Raw genomic sequence first — 14,863 nt, 5'->3', positions numbered from 1 at the left:
ACTGGTGACAACTTCATGATAGAAATAAAAAGACGTATGCCGTCGGTGACGCCGGCATTTAGCGATGCCATTCCGCCATTATTGCAACGTTTATACGCTAACCGTGGCTTAAAGGAAGACAGCGAGCTCAACCGCAGCGTGGCTGGGCTGCATCAGTATCAAGCGTTAACCGGGATTGATGCTGCGGTTAACTTGCTCGCTGAGGCGTTAAAGGCGCACCAGTCTATTTTGATTGTGGGTGACTTTGATGCCGATGGCGCGACATCGTCAGCGCTATCCGTCAAAGCCTTACGCATGATGGGCGCGACTCGGGTCGATTATCTGGTACCCAACCGCTTTGACGATGGCTACGGGCTAAGCCCAGAGGTGGTCGACCAGGCCGCAGAGCGGGGAGCAGAGCTTATCATGACCGTGGACAACGGGGTGTCCTCATTGGCAGGGGTGGCGCACGCCAAAGCGCTCGGTATGCAGGTGCTGGTGACCGATCACCATCTACCGGGTGAGACACTGCCTGAGGCGGATGCCATGGTGAACCCTAATCTGGATGACTGTGGTTTTCCTTCGAAGGCGCTTGCCGGTGTCGGGGTCGCCTTTTATTTGATGCTGGCGCTGCGCGCGCATTTGCGTGACCAAGGGTGGTTGGAACAGCAAGGCATACCCGTGCCCAATTTGGCCGAGTTGCTCGATTTAGTCGCGTTGGGCACGGTCGCCGACGTGGTAGCCTTGGATAGTAACAACCGTATCCTGGTTCATCAGGGGTTGCAGCGGATCCGCGCTGGACGTTGCCGCCCGGGGATCCAGGCGCTTATCGAGGTGGCTAATCGCAATATGGCCACGCTCGTCGCCAGTGATTTTGGCTTTGCATTGGGGCCAAGGATCAATGCCGCGGGGCGTTTAGATGATATGGCGTTTGGGGTTGAGTTGTTGCTGTGCGACAACATTCATGCTGCCAGACGAATGGCCTCAGAGTTGGATGCGCTCAATCAAACTCGCAAAGACATAGAGCAAGGAATGAAGCAAGAAGCCGTGGCTTGGTGTGAGCGCTTGATTGCCGAGCAGTCTGAGCGAGAGTTGCCGGTAGGGCTGGCGCTGTTTCAGCGCGACTGGCATCAAGGCGTGATTGGGATCTTAGCCTCACGATTAAAAGATCAATTTCACCGCCCTGTGATTGCGTTTGCCGATGGTGGTGATGGGCTGATTAAAGGCTCAGCGCGTTCGATTCCTGGTTTGCATATGCGCGACACCCTCGATCGGATTGATACATTAAACCCTGGATTAATCAAAAAGTTTGGTGGCCACGCCATGGCAGCAGGGCTCACGATAGAGGAAACCCAGTTCGAGGCCTTCGCCAAGCAGTTTGATACGCAGGTGCGTGAGCAGGTCAGTGATGATGACTTAAAAGGTGTCTTGTTAAGTGATGGTCCCTTACAAAGTCACGAGCTGGGGTTGGAAACGGCAGAAACCATTCAAGCAGGCGGCCCTTGGGGGCAAGGATTTCCGGAGCCGCAGTTCGATGGCATTTTTAAGGTGCTGCAGCAAAAACTGGTGGGCGGCAAACACTTAAAATTGATGGTCGAGCCGGAAGGCGGCGGCACCATGATTGACGCCATTGCCTTTAACGTTGATTTGCGTCGCTGGCCCGATCCCAGCACCAAGACGCTACGACTCGTTTACCGCCTGGATATCAATGAGTTTCGCGGTAATCGCAGCGCCCAGTTGATCATTTCGCATCTTGAACCCGCTTAAATGTGCGGCTTTTTCCATCACGCCCTGTTTATTGGCGCGACAATTCGCTAAAATTCGGCGGTTAAATTTCCGCTAATAATGAAGATGCTTGACCATGTTTGAGATTAATCCAATCAAAAATCGCCTCGCCGATATCGCCGAACGTACCGATGTCCTCCGGGGGTATCTTTGACTATGATGCCAAGAAAGAGCGTCTAGAAGAAGTTAATGCTGAATTAGAACAACCGGACGTGTGGAACGAGCCACAACGTGCACAAGCGCTGGGTAAAGAGCGTGCTTCCCTTGAAGCGGTGGTGGAAACCATCGATCAATTGACCCAAGGCGGCGAAGACGTCAACGAATTGCTGATGTTGGCGGTCGAAGAAGATGATCAAGAAACCTTCGACGAAGTGGAGCCGGAGCTGGTGGAACTTGAAGCCAAGCTAACCAAGCTTGAATTCCGCCGCATGTTTTCTGGTGAGCACGATGCGTCTGATTGCTATATTGACCTGCAAGCGGGGTCCGGCGGTACCGAAGCGCAAGATTGGACCAATATGATGCTCCGCATGTACTTGCGCTGGGCGGACGCTAAAGGCTTCAAAGCTGAAGTCATTGAAGTGTCTGAGGGTGATGTGGCTGGATTAAAGTCTGCCACGGTTCGGATTACTGGCGAGTACGCTTACGGCTGGCTACGTACGGAAACGGGCGTGCACCGTCTGGTGCGCAAATCGCCATTTGATTCCGGAGGACGTCGCCATACGTCGTTCGCCTCAGCCTTTGTGTATCCGGAAGTCGATGACAACATTGATATTGATATCAACCCGTCAGATTTACGGATTGATGTCTATCGCGCCTCAGGCGCAGGTGGTCAGCACGTTAACACCACCGAGTCAGCGGTTCGGATCACCCACGTGCCGACCAACACCGTGGTGCAGTGCCAGAACGATCGCTCACAGCATAAAAACAAAGATCAGGCGATGAAGCAGCTGCGTGCGAAATTGTTTGAGCTTGAGCTACAAAAGCAAAACGCGGAAAAACAAGCCAACGAAGACGCCAAATCAGATATCGGCTGGGGCAGCCAGATCCGCTCCTACGTATTAGATGACTCGCGCATCAAAGACTTGCGTACCGGTATTGAAAACCGCAACACGCAGGCCGTTCTCGACGGCGACTTGGACAAATTTATTGAAGCCAGCCTCAAATCTGGCCTGTAATGACGAATTAATGTAAAGGGTTTTCTATGACTGACCAGTTACCAGATGAAAATAAGCTGATTGCCGAGCGTCGCGCCAAGCTCACTCACATTCGTGAAAACTGTAAGGCAAACGGCCATCCTAATGATTTCCGTCGTGAGCACTTAGCGGCTGACTTGCAAGCTGAATTTGGCGAGAAGGAAAAAACGGAACTCGAAACACTGGATCATAAAGTGACCATTGCGGGCCGTATCATGGCTAAACGTGGCCCATTTATGGTGGTACAAGATGTCTCGGGCCGTATTCAAGCCTACGCGTCAAAAGACGTGCAAAAGGCGCTGAAAGCCGAGTACCAGGGCTTAGATATTGGTGACATCATTGGTGTGCACGGTGCGCTACATAAATCTGGCAAAGGCGACCTGTACGTCAACATGGAGCGCTACCAACTGCTGACGAAAGCCTTGCGTCCGCTACCGGAAAAATTCCATGGCTTGGCTGACCAAGAGCTGCGCTATCGCCAGCGCTACGTGGATCTGATTGTCAACGAAGAATCGCGTCACGCCTTCCAGGTACGTTCGAATGTGGTCACCGCCATCCGTAATTACATGGTGGAAAAACACTTTATGGAAGTGGAAACGCCGATGATGCACGTCATCCCAGGCGGTGCGACCGCGCGTCCCTTTACCACCCACCATAATGCACTTGATATCGACATGTACTTACGTGTGGCGCCAGAGCTTTATCTTAAGCGCTTGGTCGTCGGCGGTTTTGAGCGTGTGTTTGAAGTGAACCGTAACTTCCGTAATGAAGGGCTTTCACCGCGTCATAATCCTGAATTCACCATGATGGAATTCTATATGGCGTATGCCGATTACAATGATCTGATGGATCTCACGGAAGACATGCTTTCTCGCGTGGCGCTGGAAGTGATGGGACAGTCTGTGCTGCCTTATGGTGAGCATGAAATTAACTTCGCAGGGCCTTATCCGCGAATGACCATGCTCGATGCTATCAAGCAATATAACCCTGATCATGCGGAGATCCAGGCGCTGACGTATGAGACGGTACAAGATCGTGATCACCTCGCCTCGATTGCAAAATCACTCAAGATCAGTGTTGAGTCATTCTGGACGACTGGGCAGTTGCTGGAAGAGATCTTTGGTGAGACGGCTGAACCGCAGTTAATTCAGCCTACCTTTATCACCGAATACCCGGCAGATATTTCACCGCTGGCACGTCGCAATGATGATAACCCGTTTGTGACCGACCGTTTTGAATTCTTCGTCGGTGGGCGTGAAGTGGCAAATGGCTTCTCGGAGCTTAACGACGCAGAAGACCAAGATGAGCGTTTCAAAGCCCAGGTAGACGCCAAAGATGCCGGTGATGATGAGGCTATGTACTACGATGCGGATTATATCAACGCACTCGAGCATGGTTTGCCACCGACGGCGGGACAAGGGATTGGTATTGACCGATTGGTGATGTTGTTCACCAACACGCATACGATTCGCGATGTGATTTTGTTCCCAGCGATGCGCCCACAGCAAGGTAGCTAATACTGGACAGACCACAGCACAAGCGGCTCATTGAGCCGCTTTTTTTTCGCCTTGCGTCATTGTCTTCTCACAAACCTGCAATATTTTATCTGGCTTTTTCAGATATTTGGCTACAATTATCCGTATTACAACCCATCGCGTGTCTCTTTATTGAGACAGATTAGGACGTGCCCTTCTTTATAATAGGGGCTTGATTCGCTGGCAAAAAAGACAGAATGGATGTAAGGCAGGTGTTATGGGATTCGATTCGGGGAATGACAAAACCTTGAGCTCACTCGTCGTTGTCGGCGGGACTTATGAGCCTTGGTTAGCGACCCTTGAGCAAGCTGGTTGGCATTGTCATCGCTGTTATGATTTGCGAGCAGCGCAGTCACTGCTACAAGATATCGGCCCTTGTATAGGTATTGTCGATTTAAGTCATGATGATTTCAGTCTTAACGGTGTGGCGTCACTTGTTAATCGTAACAAACAGGTGCGCTGGTTAGCCTTAGTGCGAGAAAACCAACTCAATAACGAAGCTATCTGCCAGTTTATTGTCAGCTTTTGTATTGATTACTTCACCTCGCCAGTCCCGAATTCGCAGTTGATGAGCACCATTGGCCACCAATTGGGTATGTTGCGCCTTGAGCGACAAGTATGGCCGCAACTCGGCGATCATAGCGATATGGGGTTGGAAGGCGCCAGTCCCGCGATGAAAAAGTTGCGGGACCAGGTCAGGCGTGTCGCGCCCACCGATGTATCTGTGTTGATAGCCGGCGAGAGTGGGACAGGCAAGGAGTTGGTGGCGCAAGCGGTTCATCATGCCTCAACCCGTGCGAAAGCGCGATTTGAATCGATTAAATGCTCAGCGCTTGCTGATGAACAAATGCAGCAGGCGTTATTGGGAGACGAGCATTCGCGTGGCAAAATTCGTCAATGCCACAAAGGCACCCTCTTTTTTGATGAGATTGGTGATCTGCCGCTGCATCTACAAGGGCACTTATTGCACTTATTGCAAGAGGGCACTTTGGACATCAGTCATGATAAATACGAACACGACCTGGATGTGCGGGTGATTGCCTCGACCCATATGGATTTGGAAAAACGCGTGGCTGAGGGGCTTTTTCGTGAAGATCTGTATTACCGGTTAAACGTGCTGCGCATTAATATGCCTTCATTAAAAGACCGTCAGCCTGATGTGCCTGATTTGGCAGAATACTTTTTGCTTAAGTTTGCACGTCAATACAACACGCAAGCGAGAACCTTTTCCGATGAGGCCAAGCGTGTGTTGAGCAGTTACTCGTGGCCGGGTAATGTGCGCGAGCTCATTAATCAGGTGAAACGTGCAGTATTGTTGGCCGATCATCTGGTGATTGAAGCGGAACACTTAGATCTTCCGCGCCAAGGCGATTACAAACAAAGTTTACGTAAAATCCGTGAAGAGTCTGAGCGAGACGCCCTGATCGCCGTCCTTGAAGAAAACAAGGGACAAGTATCGGCCGCGGCCAAAGAGCTCGGAGTGTCACGTGCGACCATGTATCGGCTATTGAACAAACACAACTTGATCCCCTCGCCACGTACCTTCCGTCAGTAAACCGTTATACTCGTGATATTAAGGGCTGAAAACTCAGCCCTGCTGGGATTGCGCATTTGGGATCGGAAACAGATAGTCGTACAGCCAGTTATAAACAAACGCATATACCAGATAAAATACCACGAGCCCGATATCCATACTGAGTGCTTGCCAAAAGCTCATCGACAGCCACCACATGATAAAGGGGATGGTTGCGACCAGCAGACCGGCTTCAAAGATCACCGCATGCAGCAGACGCAGCGGTAAGGTTTTGAGCACTGAGCCCCGCCAAGCCAACATCGCTTTATCAAAGCCAATGTTGTAGACATAATTCCAAAGGGTGGCGAGCACAGAAAAAATCGCGCCCATGATCCCAAGATGACCGATCCCCGCTCCAAGGATCCAGTTGAGCCCTAACACCACCAAGATCAAGCCCGTTAATTCAAAACCGATAGCATGGCGCCATCTATCTGCTTTTGTTCGCATCAGATATCCCGTCGAAGTAAGGTAACCCGGTCAGACTACACCTCATACTCAACAACGCAACCGAGACGTCTCGAGGAAACAGATCATTGTGGTGACTGGCGGTGAGCGATGAATTCAAAGCTGTACTGGTATAAGCGAAAGTAGTTCACTGTATATTCAAACGGTGTCCCGTCTATAAGCTCACTGACTGATTCGACCCGCAATATGGGCGAATTTTCACTGGTGTTGAGGAGCGCGGCGAGTGAGGTTGATGTGCTATCCGGCCAGACACACTGGCGACTTTTCGCGATCTGCATTCCCTTATGTCGCTCGATATAATCGTATTTTGATGTTTGCATCACTTCGATACTGAGATCGGTGAACATGGCCACCGGCAGGTAGGTGCACTCAAGGATTTCTGGCTCGCCATCAATCAAACGAAGACGTTGGACTTCATAAATCAACGTCCCTTCCTCCACGTTTAACTTGCTGGCAATGGTGTGGCTGCAAGGTGACGTTTCAAATGCGATCACTTTTGAGCTGGGCGTTTTGCCTTGCGCTGAGACTTCTTCGATAAATCCCATCAGTTGAAAAGCATTGTGTTGTGCTTTAGGGGCTTTTACATAACTGCCACTACCTCTGACGCGGTAGAGCAAATCGTTATCAACCAACACCTTCATCGCCTTACGTATGGTGACTCGGCTGACGTCATAGGTGGCCTGTAACGCGGCCTCAGTCGGCATCATCGCGCCTGGTGTCAAGGTGCCATCTTTAATCTGCTCAGTGAGTAAATCGGCTATTTGCATGTAGCGAGGTTTCAACATGTCGGCTCCTTTTGGCTGCATGTCCCATCATAACAAACTGTGATCGATAATACATTTAAAGTACATAAATAGACTTTCACTGTGCCTTCGATCAATAAACACCCTTTTGTGTATTCTTAAAGTGCTATATGTGTAATACATTTAAGATACATATTGAGAGGAGACACGATGATGAAACCACAAAAGCTTACTATCGTCGGAGGTGGAAGCACCTATACACTGGGGATGATCAATAGCTTGATTGCTGAAAAAGAAGCTTTTCCGCTCAGCAAGATCACCTTCTATGATATTGATGAACAAAGACAAGCCTCAAACGCCAAAGCGACGGAGATCTTGCTGCGCGAGGCTTATCCTGAGGTCGAAGAGTTCGTTTATACCACGGATAAAGAAACGGCATTCTCAGATGCCGATTTCTTCTTTATTCAGATCCGCACGGGTGGCCTTGCCATGCGGGAGCGTGATGAGCAGGTACCACTGTTTCACGGTTGTGTGGGGCAAGAAACGTGCGGCGCGGGCGGTATGGCGTATGGACTACGCTCGATAGGTGACATGATTACTCTCGTGAATGACATCCGTCACTTTGCCCCAGATGCCTGGATTTTAAACTATACCAACCCAGCAGCCATTGTGGCTGAAGCCTTACAGCGCGAATTTCCTCATGACAACCGCATTCTAAACATCTGCGATATGCCTGCCGCCATTATGGTGAGTTATGCCCAATTACTCGGTTGCGAGATCTGGGATTTGGTGCCGGAATACTTTGGACTGAACCACTTTGGGTGGTTTACCAAGGTACGAAACCGAGAAGGGGTCGACCTGACCGATGAGATTAAACGCATCATTTTGGAAGAGGGGATCAGTGCTGTTGATCCAGAAATTGCCGATGACCCTTCATGGCAGGCAACGTTCAAAAACATGCAAACCATGCTAAAAGACAATCCGCAGTACTTGCCCAATACATACCTGCAATACTACTTATATCCGGAAAAAATGGTGGAAAAGGAAGATATTGCCAACACGCGTGCGCGCCAAGTAATTAATGGGCGAGAAAAGCGGGTGTTTAGCTTGAATGATCGCATCATTGCTGCGGGCACCACCGCTAATGAGCACCTTCACGCTGACATCCATGGGCGCTATATGGTGCGTGTAGCAGCCTCCTTGGCCTATAACCGTGGCGAGACGTATCTGGTTATCGTACCGAATGATGGCGCGATCCCAAATATTCAGAATGATGCCATGGTGGAAGTTCCGGCAGCGTTAACCAATGACGGCCCGAAACGCTTTGCGGTTGGAACCATCCCTACGTTCCAAAAAGCGCTGATCGAAGGCCAACTCGGCTACGAAAAACTGGTCGTTGATGCATGGTTTAGCGGGGATCGACAAACACTGGTCAACGCGCTCACGCTCAATCGAACCGTCGTGGATGTGCCAAAAGCGCAACAAATCGTTGATGAGCTTTTACGCGTTAATGCGGACTATCTACCTCAATTTCATTAATAATACGATGCCCCAGACACTATCTGGGGCCAACATCTGGGAGCGATCATCATGAAAGATATGATCCAGCGCTTTGGCGCAGCAATGTTTGTCCCTGTACTCCTCTTTCCTGCAGCCGGTATGTTATTAGGCTTATCGGTGATGCTGCTTAACCAAGATCTCTTTCCTTGGGCAGTGGAAGGCAGTGCATGGGTAAAAGTGTCAACGATCCTTCTCCAAGCGTCGTTGGCGGTGTTTAAAAATATGGCCTTAGTGTTTGCAGTAGGGTTACCGATAGCACTGGCAAAATCTGCATCCGGGCGCGCAGTGCTTGCCACACTGGTGTCATACATCACCTTTAATTATGTGATTGGTGGCATTTTACAGTTTTGGGGGCCTGAGCTTGGGGTGAACTATGTGGAGGGTGAGCGTGGGCTTACTGATGTGGGCGGTATACTTACTTTGGATACTAACCTATTGGGCGCCATCGTAATTGCTAGCCTCTCCGTTTGGGTTCATAACCGTTTCTTCGACAAAAAACTGCCAAACTGGGCGGCAGTGTTTGGTGGCACACCCTTGGTGGTCATTGTGAGCTTCCCAATCATGGTACTCATGGCGATCATCACCTGTTTTACTTGGCCAAGTATTCAGCACGGCATTAATAATCTACAAACCTTTTTAGTCGGTGCGGGGTCATTCGGGGTGTGGATGTTCACCTTCCTTGAGCGGATTATGATCCCAACGGGCCTGCATCACTTTGTCTATGGCCCCGTATTCTATGGACCTGTAGCGGTGGATGGCGGCACAGTGGCCCATTGGATTCAAAATATTCAAAACTTTGCCAGCAATCCTGCGCCTTTAACCGAGCAATTCCCACAAGGTGGCTTAATGTTGACTGGGATGGGGAAAGTCTTTGGTTGTACGGGTATTGCCATGGCACTTTACGCAACCGCGAAGCCAGAAAACAAGAAAATGGTGCTCGGCTTGGTGCTTGGTGCGGCATTGACGGCCATTCTTACTGGGATCACCGAGCCGATTGAATTTACCTTCCTGTTTATCGCGCCGGCGTTGTTTGCACTCCACGCGGTACTGGCGGCCACCATGGCAACCATCGCCTATTGGTTTGGTGTCTCAGGTAACTTTCAAACTGGACTTATCGACTTTATTTTTCAAAATTGGCTACCGCTAGGCAGCTTGCATGGCACCACATATATTGCACAAGTGCTTATTGGTCTGAGTTTTACCGCCATCTACTTTGTAGTATTCCGCGCGTTGATTTTGAAGTTTGATATTCCCACCCCTGGTCGGGGTAGCGCTGAGGCGAAGCTCTATACCAAAGCCGACTATAAGGGCGCGCAACAGAGTGATTCATCAAGCGGTGTGATTGACGGCGGACAAGCGAGCGCATTTATTGAAGGGTTAGGTGGCAAAGATAACATAGCCCTGCTCACCAATTGCGCCACACGGTTACGTATCAAGGTACATGAGCCAGAAAAAGTAGCGGAAACGCAATATTTTCAAGAGCATGGTGCAGTAAACATGGTACGTAATGGTGATAGCTTTCAAATTATTGTTGGCTTAACCGTACCGCAGGTTCGCGAAGAAATGACGCAACTAACGAGAGCCTAGAGTGTGCTCCTCACTGGAAGCAATAAAGAGCGGTACTTAGTACCGCTCTTATGCATTGAGGCTAATATTAATCGTACTTAGGTACTATTGATTAAAGTGTTACTAGTGGTAATGTTCGTTGGTTACGAAAAGTCGTGTGAGTCTGAGTAAGTTGTTGCCCAATTTGAGGCGATACTCAGTTTGGCCATCGAATAATCACTGAGAGTGTGTAATGTCTGAAATTGAAGAAGAGCTGTTACTAGCCTTTAAGTTGAGTAGGGTTATTACTTACGATGTTTTAGATCGTTGCGCTTTCCCTTATAGGGATACTGTCAAAAAGAAATTATCTAATGAAAAGGAGAATATTAGAGAAAATGGACATGAGTATTGTTATTTAGGGAGAGAGCTCTCGGGTCTTGACTGGCAAACAATTCTATCGATCATCGATAATGATGATAGAGTCTTCAGGTTTGTAAGTGTGTTACCTAAAGAAGGAGTAAATCGATTATATGAAAACTTGCTGAAGCATGAGAGTAATGTGAATCATTACGTGAGTGTGATCTTACAGGTCATGATTGATCTTAATTTAAGTGAAACGCCACTGTTCTTAGTGAACAAGCTGATGCGGCAAGGGTTCAATCTAGAAAGGAGAGTGCTCGTCAAAGCGATTAAAATATATCTTGTGTTTGGGAAGTTTGAACAAGCTAAACTATGTTATAACGTTTTTTTTGGTAATGACAGCCCAGACTCCAGTAGCTATGGTGAAATAGTCTTGTATCATATCGTGCGTCGGCTAGAGCACGGTGAAACACTCAGTGTTGATTTGTTTTTTGAAAAGTATCAGCTTGGTAAAATTGACATTGATGACGAAGAAGCCGTTGACTTACTTACATCAACTGCTCAAGAACTATTTCTTCTGAGCCGATTTGATGATTGCCAACATCTGCTTAAAAACCTCCTTCCCTTATGCCAAAGGCGAAAGCGTTGGATTAGCCTGTATTATGGTTATTTCCTCAATATTCTTTGCGCGGCAATGAGTGATAGTCACGAGACCGCATTGGGCCGGTATGAATTATACACCCTACTACCTTACCGAACACATAAAATGGAGTACATGACAACGGTAGCTATTATCATTTCATCACTGTGGGCAGGGAAAGGTTTACACACCATAGATAAATATATAACTCGCTTTAAGCGTGATTATTTATCATCTGCTGATAACTGTTTCTATCAGATATACTCTTTGTACTGTAATATGCTAATCGAGGTATCAAGAGAGCGGTTCTCCTTTAAGAGCTTTGTTGCGTTTGAGAGAAAACTCATCTCGGTCTACGAGTATAACCAGGTATCAGAAGCTTGGAATACCCCCGATTTCTACTCGCTGTATGAGTTAGCTCGATGTCGAGACGAACGTGTCAGGCTACCGTGCATTGTAAAAGCGTCTTTTGTTGAGCATTTTTATCAAGAGCAAATTAGAAATTACTTGAGAAATAGACCTTGTGACTTCAAGCCGCCCATTCTTTTTGTCTGTTTGAAGCGAAGTATGCAAGCCATAGATTTACAAAAAGAGGGTACAAGCTGTCATGCTTTATCTAAAAAGGAGAGAGAAATCGTGGAGCTGCTTAAGCTGGGTTACTCTTACAAAGATCTTGCTAGTGCACTAAATATATCCATCAACACGGTTAAGTCCCATGCGAATAATATATATAAAAAACTTGGTGTTAAGGGGCGTTATGACTTGTTATGATTTTTTGTTAATAAATTGGCCTGGTTTTATTATTCTTTAAATTTCCTTTCATTTCGTACCAGAGTACCATTTATCCATATAGTGCCGAGCGGTAGTCTCTGAGTAAGTTCTATTTACTTGGTTTTTTTTATGATGAATGCTCCTGCTGTTTACTTGCTATTACTGCTGGCCTCGTGTGCTTCATTTTCTGCTTACTCTAACACACATAATGCAATATCAATTGAGTATAGACACTCTCTCTATGACAGTGGAGAAATAGTCGACGGACGTGCGAACGGCGCTCAGTTTACTTATTACTATCAACTGTTAGAGGGTACCTCAATCTATGCTGGGTGGAGCTATGACGCGATAGAGCATAAAAGCCATCTATCATTAGAGGGTATCGATAAAACAGGCTATTCCCTTGGTTTGACCTTAACGCGTGATTATGCCTGTATCCAAGCAGGGTTATACGGGGGACTCACCTATAAGCATTATGAGTTCGATGTCGATGAGAGTGATGAGCCAAAAGACTTTGGGCATGAGTGGGGGTATGAGCTTGGCGGTATCGTGACGCGACCCTTAAGCGAAAACATTCATGTTATGTCTCGTCTCGGCTATGAGTCCTCGCAAGATGATGTATATATAACAGACTCTAGACAGGAAGTTGATGATAACTATCTGTTTTCTCTTGGTGTCTTGTATAAATTTTAATGCCTAGATAGCAGTTTGATGGGAGAGGGGAATGAAGAAGTTAGGGTTTAGACAATCGCTCCTTATGGGAGTGTTGATATTGGTATCCTTATCATTGGGTGTGGTCAGTCTTTTGACATATCTTAATGTCTATGACGCATTTAAGCAGGATAAAGAGAAAACGGTTAGGGAATATGTAGAAGCGAATGCCGGAACCATTTCCTCCTACTTTGATGAAAAAGAAAGTGTCCTATCAAATCTATCCGAATACTACAAAAGCAACCCTTTACCAGATGATAAAATAGCGCTGGTCAAGCATATCGCGGCCTCGACGAACACGGATAGTGTGGTGTTCACTTCTAAAAATGGTCAGGCTTATTGGAATCAACAGGGTGCCGACTGGCCAGGACACATATATAAAGGCGATGCACGAAATAGAGAGTGGTATAAAGCCGCCGTATCGACAAATGGCGTTGCGACAACACGCGCTTACAAAGGCGCCGAAAAAGTGTGGATGTCGATGGCCACTCAAGTCGGAAACGATGTCCTCTCTTTTGATTTTGACTTGTCAAAAATGAATAAGACGGTTGAGTCTTTCCAAGAAATGGATGGGGCAGTCGCGGTGATTATGGATGGACACTCGACCATTCTCGCCTCATCAAGTCCAAATATTTCTAATGGTGAGAAAGCCGTATCATTGGCGGGCTTTTCCAATGTTGCGAGGGTTGTTATCAATAGTACTCAACCCAAGTATCAAGAGTATACCTATGGGGGAGTTGAAAAAGTATTTTTCTCGGTACCGCTAGAGATTGCTGATACAACGTGGTTTTTGGGCGTCGCTCTAGAGGACGAAAAAACATTTGCGCCGATTTATAAAACTCGCACCACCACAATACTCATGGTGTTCGCGGGCATCCTGGCAGCCATCGCTGCTTTCTATCTGTTGATCAATAAACTGTACCGCCCTATCACCTCTCTTCGTGTCTTGGCAGAGGATCTTTCCAGTGGTGAAGCCGATCTCACTAAACGTCTTAACCTTGAGCGCAATGATGACTTGGGTGACATTGGTCGAGGTATTGATGCATTTATTGATAAAGTCCATCGCGCCGTTGCTGATATCGTCGAGGTCTCCTTAGGGCTAGCCGATAATGTCGAGCGTTTGCAATCACTTACCGAAGAAAACGCTAAGAGTATGGGTCAGCACTCGGTTGAAACTGAGCAAGTTGCAACAGCCATTGAAGAAATGAACAGTACCGCCCATTCTGTCGCACAAAGCGCGGTCAAAGCGTCCCAGATCACTGTAGATGCAGCAGAGTTAGGTGCGCAATCAGAAGAAGTGGTGAGAAAAGCGCAGTCGCTCAACGAGCGCTTGCTAGAAGATATGGAAGCCTCTGTTGCCTTGGTAAGCGACATGAACGCCAGCAGTGACAACATTAATGACGCATTGAAAGTAATTGGAGAAATTGCAGAGCAAACCAATTTGTTGGCGCTTAATGCGGCAATAGAAGCGGCGCGTGCCGGTGAGCAGGGACGAGGCTTCGCGGTCGTCGCGGATGAAGTCAGGACGTTAGCGAGTCGGACAATGGACAGTACCAAGGAAATCGATAAGGTGCTTTCTGCGCTACTAGATAGCAGCGAACAAATGTCTGCAGCGATTAATCGTACAAAAGAAATGTGTGTTGATACGGCTTCCGGTCAAGAGCAGGTGGCTACAAGCTTGAGAACGATGGCGGAGTACGCAAAAGAGACCGACGATGCCAGTACGCAAATCTCAACAGCGGCTGAAGAGCAATCAGCGGTGTCTGCGGATATCAGCGAAAACATGAATAGGATTAAGACCATTGTAGCGTCAATTAGCAAAGGGAGTGATGTGGTCACAGAAGAAGCCGAGAAAATTGGTCGTCTGAACTCACGCCTGCATGAAACGGTTAAGCGGTTCAGAGTTTAAAACGAGGTCGGTGTTGATGGATGGCAACCGTTATATGTCAGACGCCATAAATGACACAAAAGAGCGGCTTTTTTTTGAACTTGTTGTGAATAGC

Annotated in this window: 11 protein-coding genes; 9 read left to right on the top strand and 2 right to left on the bottom strand. The window is 47.9% G+C overall.

The genetic code is table 11. From position 1 onward, the window contains the following. Positions 1–15 precede the first annotated feature (15 nt). The 4 genes from recJ (at position 16) to N8M53_RS10750 (ending at position 6,047) form a co-directional block, all read left to right on the top strand. Positions 16–1,746, top strand: a complete 1,731-nt coding sequence (gene recJ, locus N8M53_RS10765; protein WP_269578782.1) for a single-stranded-DNA-specific exonuclease RecJ — start codon at positions 16–18, stop codon at positions 1,744–1,746. 94 nt (positions 1,747–1,840) lie between these two features. Then, a protein-coding gene (gene prfB, locus N8M53_RS10760) for a peptide chain release factor 2 (protein WP_269578781.1) occupies positions 1,841–2,939 on the top strand; the annotation gives its coding sequence in 2 pieces (ribosomal slippage) (positions 1,841–1,915 and positions 1,917–2,939; 1,098 coding nt in all). A gap of 26 nt (positions 2,940–2,965) precedes the next feature. After that, on the top strand, positions 2,966–4,474 hold the full coding sequence (gene lysS, locus N8M53_RS10755; protein ID WP_269578780.1) for a lysine--tRNA ligase: 1,509 nt from the start codon (positions 2,966–2,968) through the stop codon (positions 4,472–4,474). Positions 4,475–4,709: 235 nt separating this feature from the next. Then, a complete protein-coding gene (locus N8M53_RS10750; RefSeq protein WP_269578779.1) occupies positions 4,710–6,047 on the top strand; it encodes a sigma-54-dependent transcriptional regulator in 1,338 nt (445 codons plus the stop codon). A 33-nt stretch (positions 6,048–6,080) separates the two neighbouring features. On the opposite strand, the gene N8M53_RS10745 is transcribed toward N8M53_RS10750, so the two are convergent. Further along, positions 6,081–6,512: a PACE efflux transporter gene (locus N8M53_RS10745; protein ID WP_269578778.1), complete on the bottom strand. Its 432-nt coding sequence runs from the start codon at positions 6,510–6,512 to the stop codon at positions 6,081–6,083. Between the two features lie 83 nt (positions 6,513–6,595). Further along, positions 6,596–7,315: a GntR family transcriptional regulator gene (locus N8M53_RS10740; protein ID WP_269578777.1), complete on the bottom strand. Its 720-nt coding sequence runs from the start codon at positions 7,313–7,315 to the stop codon at positions 6,596–6,598. Between the two features lie 168 nt (positions 7,316–7,483). Here N8M53_RS10740 and N8M53_RS10735 point away from each other — a divergent pair, with 168 nt between their 5' ends. The 5 genes from N8M53_RS10735 to N8M53_RS10715 all read left to right on the top strand — a co-directional run bounded on the left by N8M53_RS10735 (position 7,484) and on the right by N8M53_RS10715 (position 14,769). Further along, positions 7,484–8,812: a 6-phospho-alpha-glucosidase gene (locus N8M53_RS10735; protein WP_269578776.1), complete on the top strand. Its 1,329-nt coding sequence runs from the start codon at positions 7,484–7,486 to the stop codon at positions 8,810–8,812. 51 nt (positions 8,813–8,863) lie between these two features. Beyond that, positions 8,864–10,420, top strand: coding sequence for an alpha-glucoside-specific PTS transporter subunit IIBC (locus tag N8M53_RS10730; protein WP_077639110.1), 1,557 nt, complete (start codon positions 8,864–8,866; stop codon positions 10,418–10,420). A gap of 211 nt (positions 10,421–10,631) precedes the next feature. Continuing rightward, entirely contained in the window at positions 10,632–12,149 is a 1,518-nt protein-coding gene (locus N8M53_RS10725) for a LuxR C-terminal-related transcriptional regulator (protein WP_269578775.1), read from the top strand. Positions 12,150–12,278: 129 nt separating this feature from the next. Then, positions 12,279–12,842, top strand: coding sequence for a hypothetical protein (locus N8M53_RS10720; RefSeq protein WP_269578774.1), 564 nt, complete (start codon positions 12,279–12,281; stop codon positions 12,840–12,842). Between the two features lie 31 nt (positions 12,843–12,873). After that, a complete protein-coding gene (locus N8M53_RS10715) occupies positions 12,874–14,769 on the top strand; it encodes a methyl-accepting chemotaxis protein (protein WP_269578773.1) in 1,896 nt (631 codons plus the stop codon). The last annotated feature ends 94 nt before the right edge of the window (positions 14,770–14,863 follow it).

The organism is Salinivibrio kushneri, assembly GCF_027286325.1.
In the GTDB taxonomy this organism is placed as follows: domain Bacteria; phylum Pseudomonadota; class Gammaproteobacteria; order Enterobacterales; family Vibrionaceae; genus Salinivibrio; species Salinivibrio kushneri_A.
This window is presented reverse-complemented; position numbering and strand designations above follow the sequence as displayed.

Excerpts from the sequence above, each read along its gene's own strand:
- recJ (WP_269578782.1), top strand. The coding sequence starts at position 16 with ATGATAGAAATAAAAAGACGTATGCCGTCGGTGACGCCGGCATTTAGC.
- lysS (WP_269578780.1), top strand. The coding sequence starts at position 2,966 with ATGACTGACCAGTTACCAGATGAAAATAAGCTGATTGCCGAGCGTCGC.
- N8M53_RS10750 (WP_269578779.1), top strand. The coding sequence starts at position 4,710 with ATGGGATTCGATTCGGGGAATGACAAAACCTTGAGCTCACTCGTCGTT.
- N8M53_RS10745 (WP_269578778.1), bottom strand. The coding sequence starts at position 6,512 with ATGCGAACAAAAGCAGATAGATGGCGCCATGCTATCGGTTTTGAATTA.
- N8M53_RS10740 (WP_269578777.1), bottom strand. The coding sequence starts at position 7,315 with ATGTTGAAACCTCGCTACATGCAAATAGCCGATTTACTCACTGAGCAG.
- N8M53_RS10735 (WP_269578776.1), top strand. The coding sequence starts at position 7,484 with ATGATGAAACCACAAAAGCTTACTATCGTCGGAGGTGGAAGCACCTAT.
- N8M53_RS10730 (WP_077639110.1), top strand. The coding sequence starts at position 8,864 with ATGAAAGATATGATCCAGCGCTTTGGCGCAGCAATGTTTGTCCCTGTA.
- N8M53_RS10725 (WP_269578775.1), top strand. The coding sequence starts at position 10,632 with ATGTCTGAAATTGAAGAAGAGCTGTTACTAGCCTTTAAGTTGAGTAGG.
- N8M53_RS10720 (WP_269578774.1), top strand. The coding sequence starts at position 12,279 with ATGATGAATGCTCCTGCTGTTTACTTGCTATTACTGCTGGCCTCGTGT.
- N8M53_RS10715 (WP_269578773.1), top strand. The coding sequence starts at position 12,874 with ATGAAGAAGTTAGGGTTTAGACAATCGCTCCTTATGGGAGTGTTGATA.